This is a genomic window from Roseofilum capinflatum BLCC-M114, assembly GCF_030068505.1.
Lineage (GTDB): Bacteria > Cyanobacteriota > Cyanobacteriia > Cyanobacteriales > Desertifilaceae > Roseofilum > Roseofilum capinflatum.
Genome location: NZ_JAQOSO010000044.1, coordinates 1 through 12,879, shown reverse-complemented (window position 1 = coordinate 12,879; position 12,879 = coordinate 1). Strand labels below are relative to the sequence as shown.

The 12,879-nt window shown below is 49.5% G+C and carries 11 protein-coding genes and 2 tRNA genes; 9 read left to right on the top strand and 4 right to left on the bottom strand.

Annotation, left to right across the window (positions count from 1 at the left end):
- Nucleotides 1–31: 31 nt before the first annotated feature.
- A tRNA-Ala gene (locus PMG25_RS08765) sits at nt 32–104 on the bottom strand.
- Nucleotides 105–215: 111 nt separating this feature from the next.
- Here PMG25_RS08765 and trhO point away from each other — a divergent pair.
- The 7 genes from trhO to PMG25_RS08730 all read left to right on the top strand — a co-directional run bounded on the left by trhO (nt 216) and on the right by PMG25_RS08730 (nt 9,086).
- Nucleotides 216–1,109: an oxygen-dependent tRNA uridine(34) hydroxylase TrhO gene (trhO, locus tag PMG25_RS08760; protein ID WP_283766517.1), complete on the top strand. Its 894-nt coding sequence runs from the start codon at nt 216–218 to the stop codon at nt 1,107–1,109.
- A gap of 440 nt (nt 1,110–1,549) precedes the next feature.
- The gene (gene carB / locus PMG25_RS08755) at nt 1,550–4,789 is read left to right on the top strand and encodes a carbamoyl-phosphate synthase large subunit (RefSeq protein ID WP_283766516.1); all 3,240 of its coding nucleotides are present in this window, start codon (nt 1,550–1,552) and stop codon (nt 4,787–4,789) included.
- A 378-nt stretch (nt 4,790–5,167) separates the two neighbouring features.
- Entirely contained in the window at nt 5,168–5,317 is a 150-nt protein-coding gene (locus PMG25_RS08750; protein WP_283766515.1) for a hypothetical protein, read from the top strand.
- Nucleotides 5,318–5,398: 81 nt separating this feature from the next.
- Nucleotides 5,399–6,355 (top strand): RNA polymerase sigma factor, RpoD/SigA family, encoded by a 957-nt coding sequence (locus tag PMG25_RS08745; RefSeq protein ID WP_283766514.1) that lies wholly within the window; start codon nt 5,399–5,401, stop codon nt 6,353–6,355.
- Between the two features lie 170 nt (nt 6,356–6,525).
- Nucleotides 6,526–8,379: a protein kinase domain-containing protein gene (locus PMG25_RS08740; protein ID WP_283766513.1), complete on the top strand. Its 1,854-nt coding sequence runs from the start codon at nt 6,526–6,528 to the stop codon at nt 8,377–8,379.
- Between the two features lie 84 nt (nt 8,380–8,463).
- Nucleotides 8,464–8,913, top strand: a complete 450-nt coding sequence (locus tag PMG25_RS08735; protein ID WP_283766512.1) for a PPC domain-containing protein — start codon at nt 8,464–8,466, stop codon at nt 8,911–8,913.
- A 100-nt stretch (nt 8,914–9,013) separates the two neighbouring features.
- Nucleotides 9,014–9,086 (top strand) — tRNA-Phe (locus PMG25_RS08730).
- A 338-nt stretch (nt 9,087–9,424) separates the two neighbouring features.
- On the opposite strand, the gene PMG25_RS08725 is transcribed toward PMG25_RS08730, so the two are convergent.
- The 3 genes from PMG25_RS08725 to PMG25_RS08715 form a co-directional block, all read right to left on the bottom strand.
- Complete coding sequence (locus PMG25_RS08725) at nt 9,425–10,660, bottom strand: LL-diaminopimelate aminotransferase (protein WP_283766511.1); 1,236 nt, start codon at nt 10,658–10,660, stop codon at nt 9,425–9,427.
- A gap of 63 nt (nt 10,661–10,723) precedes the next feature.
- Complete coding sequence (locus tag PMG25_RS08720) at nt 10,724–11,044, bottom strand: XisI protein (protein ID WP_283766510.1); 321 nt, start codon at nt 11,042–11,044, stop codon at nt 10,724–10,726.
- Nucleotides 11,026–11,451 carry a XisH family protein gene (locus PMG25_RS08715; protein WP_283766509.1) on the bottom strand — a complete coding sequence of 142 codons (426 nt, stop codon included), beginning with the start codon at nt 11,449–11,451 and terminating at the stop codon, nt 11,026–11,028. Before PMG25_RS08715 ends, PMG25_RS08720 begins: the two co-directional genes overlap by 19 nt.
- Nucleotides 11,452–11,553: 102 nt before the next feature.
- On the opposite strand from PMG25_RS08715, the gene PMG25_RS08710 reads away from it, so the two are divergent.
- Both PMG25_RS08710 and PMG25_RS08705 read left to right on the top strand, forming a co-directional pair.
- On the top strand, nt 11,554–12,069 hold the full coding sequence (locus PMG25_RS08710; RefSeq protein WP_283766508.1) for a hypothetical protein: 516 nt from the start codon (nt 11,554–11,556) through the stop codon (nt 12,067–12,069).
- 9 nt (nt 12,070–12,078) lie between these two features.
- Nucleotides 12,079–12,528, top strand: coding sequence for a GNAT family N-acetyltransferase (locus PMG25_RS08705; protein WP_283766507.1), 450 nt, complete (start codon nt 12,079–12,081; stop codon nt 12,526–12,528).
- Nucleotides 12,529–12,879: the final 351 nt, after the last annotated feature.

Genomic DNA, 12,879 nt, shown 5'->3' with positions numbered 1-12,879 from the left:
GAAGAGTCTCCATTAATAAAGTCATGATTAATGGAGGTAAGCGGACTCGAACCGCTGACATCCTGCTTGCAAAGCAGGCGCTCTACCAACTGAGCTATACCCCCAAGAAATTTGCGAATGGGTGAAGAGGTTCAAATTCAACCCACCCGATCTATTATACACATAAGACTTCATTTGAAAAGAGGTTGAGCTAATTTTTTTTTCGGGGGATGACCATGAGTCTTGTTGTCGCGACGTTTTACCAATTTTTTTCCTTTGCCGATTATGGCGAATGGCGATCGCCTCTCCAGACCTTGTGCGAACAACAAGCCATCAAAGGAACCATCCTCCTCGCCTCCGAAGGCATCAACGCCACGATCGCCGGTTCCCGTTCCGCCGTGGACACCCTGCTGGACTATTTGCGCTGCGATCCTCGGCTATCGGATCTCACCCATAAAGAATCACTCTGCCCAGATTATCCCTTCGATCGCCTGAAAGTGCGCCTCAAACAAGAAATCGTTACCCTCGGCCAACCCGACGTTAATCCCAACGAGCAAGTCGGAACCTATGTCAGTCCCCAGCACTGGAATCAATTAATTAACGATCCAGACGTTACCCTGATTGACACCCGCAATGACTACGAAGTACAGATCGGCTCCTTTCAAGGGGCCCAAAATCCCCATACTCACTCATTTCGGGACTTCCCCGACTATGTGAAAACCCATCTCGATCCCCAAAAACATCCCAAGATCGCCATGTTCTGTACCGGGGGAATTCGCTGCGAAAAAGCAACCGCCTTTATGCTCCAACAAGGCTTTCAGGAAGTCTACCATCTGCAAGGAGGCATTCTCAAATACCTCGAAGAAGTCCCCGAACCCGAAAGTTTATGGGAAGGGGAATGCTTTGTCTTTGACCAACGGATCGCTGTCAAAACCGGCTTACATCCGGGCAGTTATGACCTGTGCGCGGGTTGTGGGTATCCCATTTCTGAGGCAGATAAGGCTTCGCCAGAGTACGAAGAAGGGATCTGCTGTCCCCATTGTGGCGATCGCCTGACCCCCGAAAAACGGGCCCGCCAACAGGCCAAATACCAGCAAAGCCAACTCAAGAAAACAAAGGATAACAAATAAACAACACCCATCCCCCCACAAAAAAGATCCCAAATAGCCAGAGCAGAAACGTCAGAGACCCTTTAACCTCCAGCGATCCCAGTATGGGAGTCGCAGAGATCAGCAACAGAATGAAAAAAACGCCAAACAATAACCACACAGAAGAACTATTCAGAGCCATAATCGTGTACCGGATACCTAGTCAATGCATACTCTCATCCTAAGTTAGGCTTAACACAGAGGCGAGGATTTTTAAAGTTTACTGGTGCAGCCCGGTGGCTCACCCTTCCTTAATAGATCGGATACCAAAATTTAGCTAAAGGAAATACAGTACCATTCTCCCAAACCCGTAAAATGACTGTTGGCCATTCGGCTGTTGTATATTCCCCCTAGATTGGGCCATCAGCAACAGGCAGTGGCAACTCAATAACGTTTCTTTGCACTCCTATTACTCAACAACTATGCCCCGTCGCAACGATATTAAAAAAATCCTCCTCCTCGGTTCTGGCCCCATCGTCATTGGCCAAGCCTGCGAATTTGACTATAGCGGCGTACAAGCCTGCAAAGCCCTGCGCTCCGAGGGATATGAGGTGGTGCTGATTAACTCCAATCCAGCCACCATCATGACTGACCCAGAGATGGCAGAACGGACGTACATCGAACCCCTCGTACCCGAAATTGTCGAGAAAGTCATCGCCAAAGAGCGTCCCGATGCTCTCTTGCCTACCATGGGGGGTCAGACGGCCCTTAACTTGGCGGTGGACTTGTCCAAAAGCGGCGCACTCGATCGCTATGGGGTAGAACTGATTGGCGCGAAACTAGAGGCCATTGAGATGGCAGAAGACCGGCAATTGTTTAAGGAAGCCATGGAGCGCATCGGGGTGAAGGTTTGTCCCTCTGGGATTGCCAGCACCCTGGATGAGTGTAAACAGGTTGCCGATCGCATTGGGGTTTATCCTCTGATTATTCGCCCCGCCTATACCCTGGGGGGAACGGGGGGCGGCATTGCCTATAACCAGGAGGAGTTCGAGCAGATGGCCCAGTATGGGTTGGACTGTTCGCCGGTGAGCCAGATCCTGATTGAGCAGTCTTTGATTGGCTGGAAGGAGTATGAGCTGGAGGTAATGCGAGATTTGGCGGACAATGTGGTGATTATTTGTTCGATTGAGAATCTTGACCCCATGGGGGTACATACGGGGGATTCAATTACGGTGGCTCCGGCTCAGACTCTGACGGATAAGGAGTATCAGCGCTTGCGGGATGCTTCGATCGCTATTATTCGCGAGATTGGGGTAGAAACGGGGGGTTCTAATATCCAGTTTGCGGTGAATCCGGCTGATGGGGATGTGATTGTGATTGAGATGAACCCTAGGGTGTCTCGGTCTTCGGCTTTGGCTTCTAAGGCGACGGGGTTCCCGATCGCTAAGTTTGCGGCGAAGTTGGCGATCGGCTATACCCTGGATGAGATAAACAATGATATTACGAAGAAGACTCCGGCTTCGTTTGAGCCGACGTTAGATTATGTGGTGACTAAGATTCCCCGGTTTACGTTCGAGAAGTTTGCGGGGACGGAGCCGGTGCTGACTACCCAGATGAAGTCGGTGGGGGAAGCGATGGCTATTGGGCGCACGTTTGCGGAGTCGTTCCAGAAAGCTCTGCGGTCTCTGGAGACGGGGCGAGCCGGTTGGGGCTGTGACCGGTCGGAGGTGCTGCCCTCTTTGGAGTCGATTCGGAAGGCGCTGCTGACTCCTCACCCGGATCGCATTTTTGATGTGCGCCATGGGCTGATGGCGGGTTTGTCCGTTGAGGAGATTTATGAGCTGACGGGGATTGACCCCTGGTTTTTGCGCCAGTTCCAAGGGATTTTGCAGGGGGAGAAGTTGCTGAAGGCTACGCCTCTGTTGAACCTGAGCGGCGAGCAGATGTTTGAGATTAAGCAGTTGGGCTTTAGCGACAGGCAAATTGGGTTTGCGACTTCGACTCCGGAGGCGACGGTGCGGGCCCGGCGCAAGGAGCTGGGGGTGAGGCCGGTGTACAAGACGGTGGATACTTGTGCGGCGGAGTTTGAGGCGTTTACTCCCTATCACTATTCGACCTATGAACTGGGGGAAACGGAGGTGAGTGCTTCGGGGCGGCGCAAGGTGATGATTTTGGGGGGCGGCCCCAACCGGATTGGCCAGGGGATTGAGTTCGACTATTGCTGCTGTCATGCGAGTTTCTCTCTGCGGGATGGGGGATTCGAGACGATTATGGTGAACTCGAATCCGGAGACGGTATCGACGGACTACGATACGAGCGATCGCCTTTATTTTGAGCCTCTGACTCTGGAGGATGTGCTGAATATTATTGAGGTGGAGGAGCCGGAGGGAATTATCATCCAGTTTGGGGGACAAACGCCCCTGAAGTTGGCAGTTCCTTTGGCGGCTGCCCTGGAAAATCACCGGAAAACGAAGATTTGGGGCACATCTCCGGATGCTATCGACACGGCGGAAGACCGGGAACGGTTTGAGGAGATTTGTCAGCAGTTGAATATCCTGCAACCTCCGAATGGGATTGCTCGCTCGGCGACGGAGGCGATCGCCGTGGCAAGGCGGATTGGCTATCCGGTGGTGGTGCGTCCGTCCTATGTACTAGGGGGCAGGGCGATGGAGATTGTTTATTCGGATGCTGACCTGGAGCGCTATATGACAACGGCGGTGCTGGTGGAGCCGGATCATCCGATTCTGATTGATAAGTTCCTGGAAGGGGCGATCGAGGTGGATGTGGATGCGTTGTGTGATGCTACGGGGCAGGTGGCGATCGGGGGGATTATGGAGCATATTGAACAGGCGGGAGTCCATTCGGGAGACTCGGCCTGTGCTATTCCTCCGTTTACCCTGTCCCCAGAGGTTTTGGCTAATATTCGTGCTTCTACGGTTGCCTTGGCCCAGGCGTTGCAGGTGGTGGGGCTGATGAATATTCAGTTTGCGGTGCAACAGGAGACGGTGTATATCCTGGAGGCCAATCCGAGGGCATCAAGGACGGTTCCGTTTGTCTCGAAGGCGATCGGGAAACCTTTGGCCAAGTTGGCTTCTTTGGTGATGTCGGGGCAAACTCTTTCGGCGGTGGGACTGACCGAGGAGATTGTGCCGGGCCATGTGTCGGTGAAGGAGGCGGTGTTGCCCTTCGAGAAGTTCCCTGGGGCCGATACCCTGTTGGGGCCAGAGATGCGCTCGACGGGGGAGGTGATGGGGATTGACTCGACGTTTGCTACGGCGTTTGCTAAGGCGGAGGTGGCGGCGGGGGTGCGGTTGCCCCTGTCTGGTTGCGTGTTCGTCAGTTTGAGCGATCGGGAAAAGGAGCAGATCGTGCCGGCGATCGCCGAGTTGATGGAGCTGGGATTCAAGGTGATGGCTACTTCTGGGACACGGCGGGTGTTGCAAGAGAGGGGCCTGAAGGATGTGCAACCGGTGTATAAGATCCATGAGGGCCGTCCGAATGTGATTGACGAGATTAAGAATCACAATATCCAGTTGATTATTAATACGCCTTCGGGAGAAGAGGCCCAGGCAGACGGACGACTGCTGCGGCGATCGGCTCTGACGTATAAGTTGCCGATTATTACGACGATTGCTGGCGCGAAGGCCACAGCCGAGGCGATTCGCTCCTTGCGGTCTTCGCCCCTGGAGGTGAAGGCAGTGCAAGACCACCTCCAGGGTTGACCGTGGCCTGGAGTCCATGAGGGGTCTAACTATACTGACTTCTTATGGATGGGATTGATTGCTATGGCGACTTACTAATTTCCCCGTAGACCCTGGTCTATGGGGTTAATGTTTCAAATAGGAGCATCCGGTTTCCTCTTCGGAGATTGCCCAAAACCCGGTTTACCTAGGGACTTTTGCCTCCTCCCGATCAGCGCCAAGGGGCTACAAATTTACAAAAATGTTGTAAACAATGCATTTCTTCATAAAGTTCCTGGGTAACCTATGGAGAATTACCTGTAAGCAAGATTTCTGGAGGTACTTATTCCTAAGCAGTAGACGTTAACTTAAAACAATGTTACAATACTTAACATAATAGAATTCCGGGAAATAAAGACAATGACAAGCGAACTAATCTTAGTCACAGCCACATCTGTTGTAGGTCTTATCCTTGTTCTGAGCGAAGCCCAACGCCTGATTGAAAATCAATCGGAATCTAACCCAGAAGCGGAAACCGTTCCCATTCCTGTGAGAACAGATGAGGCTTAATTTCCCTTGCTTAGTGAGTCGATTGAGAGTTCCTAGTTCTTGAACTAGCTATCCATTGTTGTCAACCCAAGACGCAGACCTATGAAAACCCCCCAAAAACCTACCGATCCCGTTCGTGCTTATCTTCGCGAAATTGGCCGTGTTCCTCTGCTTACTCACGAGGAGGAAATTACCTTGGGTAAGCAAGTGAAGCGTTTAACCGATCTTCAGGAAACCAAAGATACTTTAGCCAAAGACACCGACAGGGAACCGAGCTTAGAGGAATGGGCGAAAGCGGCTGATGTGTCTGTGGATCAATTGAAGGTGGCGATCGCCCAAGGAGAGCGAGCCAAACGGAAAATGGTGGAGGCGAATCTGCGTCTGGTGGTTTCAGTAGCCAAGAAGTATATTAAGCGTAATGTAGACTTGTTGGACTTGATCCAAGAGGGAACCATTGGAATGCAACGGGGAGTAGAAAAGTTTGACCCCACGAAAGGATATCGGTTCTCTACCTATGCGTATTGGTGGATTCGCCAAGCGATTACACGGGCGATCGCCGAAAAAGGACGCACCATCCGCTTACCGATTCATATTACCGAAAAACTCAATAAGATCAAGAAAGCTCAACGGCAATTGTCCCAAACCTTGGGGCGATCGGCAACCATTAACGAGTTAGCCGAAGAACTCGATCTAACACCCAAACAAGTGCGGGAATATTTAGAGCGCTCTCGCCTTCCTTTATCCCTAGATTTGCGCGTGGGAGATAACCAGGATACAGAATTGGGCGAGCTTTTGGAAGATACTGGGCCATCTCCAGAGGATTTCACCATGAATACTTCTCTGCGAGCGGAATTAGAGCAAATGATGGCCGATTTAACGCCCCAACAACAGCAAGTTTTATCCTTGCGGTTTGGGTTAGAAAGTGGTCAATCCATGACCCTAGCTAAAATCGGCGATCGGCTCAATATTAGTCGTGAGCGCGTCCGTCAAATTGAACGGGAAGCTCTGGGTAAGTTACGCAAGCGCAAAGCGGATATGCGTGAGTACATCGCGAGTTAGAGTCTCTAGCTGTTATAGAGATCTAGCCTGCCCTAATCCATTGATTCTCCCTCTCAACAAGCCTGCTGAAGTACCACAGGCTTGTTTTCTATTATTGCCGGGCAAACATCGGGTGAACTTGCCCCTACAGGTACAATACAAAAACATCCTTTGAATTTTGACTTGAATCCATGAGCTACTGCCTCAACCCGGAGTGTTCCCAACCCCAAAATCCGCCCCAAACCCAATTTTGTCTCAATTGTGGGTCAGCTTTGGGGTTACTCAAAGGACGTTATCAGGTGAATCAATTAATCTCTAATACCAGTGGATGCGCTCGTACCTATTTAGCTCTGGATCGGGAACGGGGGGAGGCAAAATGTGCGATTAAACACTTGGTTCCCCTGCCGGAGGTGAAAGGGAACCCTGAGCTTTATGAAAAGGCGATCGCCCTGTTTGAACTCGAAGCTGAACGGCTCACCCATCTGGATACCCATCCGCAAATCCCCAGTTTATGGGACTTTTTCCAGGAAGAGAACCAACGCTATTTAGTGCAAGAGTTTATCCCTGGGCAGAATTTAGCCCAATGTTTGCAGCAAAATGGGCCGTTTACAGAAGCTCAAATTCGCAACTTACTGCAAGGACTGCTACCGGTGCTGCAATTTATCCATAACCGGCAGATTATCCACCGGGATATTAAACCGGCAAACTTGATGCTCCGACAGGGATTAGAATCGGTTCCGGAAGGGTTTGTGCTGATTGATTTTGGTATTTCTAAGCAACTGGCGCAAACTCTGATCGCGCAGACGGGTACGGTGGGCATTGGGACGCAAGGGTACGCCCCTTTGGAACAAATGCTGACGGGTAAAACCTATCCGGCTAGTGACTTGTATAGTTTGGGAGTGACTTGTTTATGTCTGTTGACAGGCGTGGAACCCGATCGCCTCTACGAGCCGAGTCAAGGGCGCTGGTTATGGCGGGAAAGTCAATTAGAGGGCAATCCTATCAGTGAGAATCTGGGGGGAGTGTTGGATAAATTGACTCAGGTGGCGATCGGCGATCGCTATCAATCGGCCCAAGAAGCCCTCAACGATCTCAACAGTAGTCCCTATGGTCTACCTACTCTTACCCAACCGGAAACTGAAGATCCAGAGTTTCTGGACGCACCGCCCCTGGTGGTGGCTAAACTGGGGGCGGCGAACTATCGCACTCTGAATGAGGCGATTAAAAATGCTCTTCCCTATAGCATCATTAAAGTCCGTGCCGGTTTTTATGCCGAAAGTCTACGGATCGATAAACCGTTGCAAATTATCGGTGAAGGCAATAAGGACGATATTATTATTGAGAGTCAATTGGCTCCTTGTGTGCGGATGGTCGGCGATCGCGTCAGCGATGGGTCGCATTATCGCGCTCTGATTCGGGGGGTAACGTTTCACTATCGCAACTGGACGCAAATTCACCGGGCCGACTCCCTCGGTCGCTTCATGGGTCAACAGCTCCATAGCCCCTACGCTATCTCTATTACCCATGGCAACCTCACCCTGGAAGAGTGCAAGATTCACGCCATGGGACTGGCCAATGTTTATATAAAAGGAAAAAATACTTATGCTACCCTACGTCGATGTGAGATGACGGGAGACCCCCAATATGGGGTTTGGATTACCCAATATAGCCGCTCTAGCTTAGAATTTTGTCAGATTTCTGGCCAGAGGATTGGGATTAAAATCGATCGCCATGGGGAAGCAAATCTAGAACATTGCCAGGTTTCCCAAATGAGTCGCGAGGGGATTTTGGTGTCTGAACAGGGTCACGGTAGCGCCTCCTTCTGCGAGATTTTCCAAAATGGCGGCCGAGGCGTGCAAATCAACAAACAGAGTAATCTGAGTTTGAAGCACTGCCGGTTATATGGCAACCAAAAACAAGGCATTCATGTGGCTTCTAATGGGGCAGGGCCGATAGAACAGTGCGACCTGCGGGGGAATGGGGGTGGCCCCTGGTGGATTGCTCCCCGGTGTGCGATCGCTCGTCGCGGTAATATTGAAACCTAATTAGAAACCTAGAGAACACTGGCGATTACCGGAAAGCCTAGTTTAAGATGTTCACAGAACACCCATCAGTTGACTTGATGTTTCATGCTTAACTCTATAGCTACCCCAGGTAGCGGCATTCGTTTTGTATTCAGCCTGTTGATGGCGATCGGTCTTCAGACAGTAGCTCAAGCCCAATCAGAAATTTATAATCCCAAACCACTACCTACGACCAACGAAATTACCGATACCCTCTCTCAAAAGGATATTCCTACTGGCCAAGGAGGGTTTGCACGGGATTATATGGTCAAATTGAATGAAGGCGATAATGTGGTCATTGATCTGTATTCCGATCAGTTTGATACCATTATTACCCTACTGGCGGAGGATGGAACTACGGTGGCTGAAAATGATGATGGGCCCGATGGCAGTACCAATTCCTTGCTCTTTGCCCGAATTACTGAGTCAGGCACGTATATCGTACGGGTACGCGCCTTTGGGGAAACGTCTGGCGGCCAGTTTAATTTGAAGTTAACTCGCTTACGCCCGATTTAAATTAGAAGGGGAAGGCGATCGCCTTTCCCTAAAAATTTCCTCTTTAGGGGATTGACAACCGCAAGAATTTAGTGCTACGTTAGTTAAGCATTGAAAATAAGCCGGGATAGCTCAGTCGGTAGAGCAGAGGACTGAAAATCCTCGTGTCGGCGGTTCAAGTCCGCCTCCTGGCATTGAAAAAAGTCTTGCAGTGCAAGACCTCTAGCTCCTACGCTAGGCAAAAAAGTCAGCCCTAATCTCAAATCCAGTTAATGGGAAAAGAGAACCAGGCAAGATGCCCGCACTCCTGGAATCGGTTGATCTGACTGGAGTGGGAGCGTCTCGCTCCCTGGATTTTTAAGGATGTTATATCATGTCCGCTAAATCAGCTATAACAAGTCATTGCGTTTACGAAGTATGCGCGAAGCGCGAGTGGAACGAAGTGGAATGAAGCAATCTCGATCATCTCGCTAATTGTAGCAGCGATTGCTTCCCTCCGATCGCAATGACATCTATTTAACCGGACTTGATGTTAGACCTTGAAATTGGCAGTAATGCGATTCATGGCTTCTTCCACATTTTCTCGACTGTTGAAGGCCGAGATACGGAAGTACCCTTCTCCCGCAGCACCGAATCCTGAGCCAGGAGTGCCAACTACATAGCACAAATTAAGCAATTTGTCAAAAAAATCCCAACTCGACAATCCTTGGGGCGTTTTCACCCAAATATAGGGAGCATGAACGCCACCATAAACGGTTAATCCAGCCTCAGAGAGCTTTTGACGGATAATTTGGGCATTTTCCAGGTAAAACTTGATTAAGCCTTGAATTTGGCTTTGTCCTTCTGGGGAATAAACCGCTTCTGCTCCGCGCTGCACAATGTAGGAAACGCCGTTAAATTTGGTAGATTGACGACGATTCCAGAGTTGATGGAGGGTAACTTCTGTACCCTCGGCAGTCTTGGATTTTAAGCTCTTGGGAACCACGGTATAAGCACATCGCGTTCCCGTAAATCCGGCATTTTTCGAGAAGGAACGAAATTCGATCGCACATTCTCTAGCCCCTTCAATTTCATAAATGGAATGAGGCAGTTCTGGATCGGTAATAAACGCTTCATAGGCTGCATCAAAGAGAATCACGGAACCATTGGCTCTAGCGTAGTCTACCCAAGCTTTTAGGTCAGCCTTCGATGCCGTTGCCCCCGTGGGATTATTGGGGAAACAGAGGTAAATTAGATCAACGGGTTGATCCGGTATTTTAGCGGTAAAGTTATTCTCCGCCGTAATCGGCAGATAGAATAAGCCTCCATATTCGCCCTTATCATTAACTGGCCCGGTATGACCGGCCATGACGTTAGTATCTACATATACGGGATAAACCGGATCGGTGACGGCGATGGTGTTATCCTTGCCGAAAATATCGAGAATATTGCCTGTATCGCACTTGCCGCCATCGGAAACAAAGATTTCTGAGGCATCAATCTCACATCCTCGCGCTTGAAAGTCCTGGCGGGCGATGGTTTCCCGTAACCAAGCATACCCCTGTTCTGGGCCATATCCCTTAAATGTAGCGCGATCGCCCATTTCCTCTACTGCCTTAATCATCGCCGTGCGGCAAGCTTCCGGCAAAGGTTCCGTCACATCCCCAATTCCCAGCTTAATAATCGGAGCATCCGGATTAGACTCAGCAAACACCTTCACCCGTCGGGCAATCTCCGGGAACAAATAACCCGCCTTCAATTTGAGATAATTTTCGTTAATCGTGACCATTGTGGCTTTCTTGAGACTCTTTCTACTAGCTTAGGCGTAAACCGGTATCATAGGGAAGAGGATTTATCCCGCCAGAGCCAAGGGAGATTCTGGCAAAAAAGCCAGGACAATCTGCTCAGAAGGTACACCCAGATTGTGCAAGTCCTCAGTTATTCCCTGTTCCATACCGTCATATTCCAGATAAATACGCTCATCTTGCAGGGTAATGTAGATCAAGTTACCTCGCACTCTGCGCCCTTGGCTCCAGCCAGTTTGCATCAGGGCATAGCGATTTTGGGTGTCATCAAAAACAGTATCTAGCCGAATTTGCCCATGAGAGGGGGTTAAGTGGGCATATTGGCTAATCACTTGTTTGACTTTCTCTCTTAGAGTTGCGGTATCCATTGTTTTACCTCTACAGTTTCCACATCTACAATCAATAGATTCAGTGGCAAGTCTCGGATAACCAGTTTGCCAATTGGCTCTTGAAATAGCTCATTGTACACTTGGGTACTGACGGCTAGATAGAGCGATCGCTCTGGGTCAACCTGTGCTAACAGTAGTCGATACAGGGTATATTGACCCATGGCTTGTTCGAGTTCAGCAATAGGCGATTTGCCCCGCAGTTCCTTAATCTCTATGGCAATGCGGTAACTCCCGCGCTCGGCTCCGATAAACCGTCCGCTTATTCCTAAGTCTACAAATAAAAATCGCTCCCCATAGGAGATAACATAGGGATCGTCGGTAATTGTCCACCCTTCTTGTTGTAGGGCAACTTTAACCTGAGCATGAATGGCATCTCTAGAGGGCATCACCTGCGCTAATTTTCGTTAATCGCGACTACTAGCTTAGGCGTAAACCGGTATCATAGGAAGAGCTTTAATCATGCTGTGAAGTCCAATTATCGAGAGCCGATGAATTATCTAGTTGCCGTATTGCGCGATCGCATTCAAGCTGAAGGAGTCTACTGTGCCTTAGAAAAAGCAGGCTTACCCACTGCCCAAGTCAACATCTTAGGCAAAGGATACAAAAGTGCCGATGAGTTTGGCCTGATTAACCCCAACCAAGCCGCTCAAAAACAAGCTCGACTGATGGCAACATGGCTTATCCCCTTTGGTTTTTTTGGTGGCGTTACCTTTAGCGTGATTTCTGGACTCAATACTTTTGCCTGGGCTGGAGAAGTCGGCAACCATATTGTTGGGGGTATTTTAGGGGCGGGTTCTGGTGGACTAGGAGCTTTATTTGTCGGCGGTGGTGTCGGCTTAATTAGTGGGGGTGGCGATGCTCTCCCCTATCGCAACCGCTTACGAGAAGGAAAGTATCTAATTGTGGTACAAGGTTCGAGTGGTTTAATTGAAGAATCTACCACGATCATTCGTGCCTTTGAACCGGAAAGTCTGCAAGGCTATACTGCCCCCAATCCATCCTAAACCCTAGCCATGCTGAGAGTGATTGAAGCAAGTCAAGCACAAGAGCTAATCGCAGAACTTGATACCTATCTCCAGGGGTTTTATCCTGATGAAAGTAATCATTTAGATTCGGTTGAGGTTCTCTCTCAGGAGAATGTCCACATGATGGGCGCTTTTGTGGATGGTGAATTAGCGGGAATTGGTGCAGTGAAAGTATTTGATGATTATGGGGAGATGAAGCGCCTGTATGTGAAGCCAGAGTTCAGAGGTCAAGGATTAGGTCGAATGCTCATGGGTGAAATGGAAAACTATTTGATGAATTTGGGCATTCGCGAGGCAAAGTTAGAAACTGGAATTTATCAATATGAGGCGATCGCTCTCTATCGCCAATTAGGATATGTAGATTGTCCACCCTTTGGAGACTACGGAGAAGATCCGTATAGTGTCTACATGGTGAAAAATATACTCAAAAAAATGTGATGCAGGATAGACTCAAATAAGTGCATCAGCAAAGCAGGGAAGCATTCGCGCTTTAAATAAAAATGAGACATGATGTTAAGTCAATTTGTAAGGTGGGCAGTGCCCACCCTACTGGACCGGCAAGCTTAAAACTGTAGGTTGGGTTGAACGAAGTGAAACCCAACTTTCGTCAGACGGGTGTTGGGTTTCGTTCCTCAACCCAACCTACACTCTTACCCCCAATTTTAAGCTTGCCGATCCACTACTCGTTGGTGTCTCACTGTTAGTTGAATTAACTATATAACTAATCCAACGAACTTGATATAGCGCTTTCCGCTTCGCGGACATGAACGCGCTAGGGAATAGGGAATA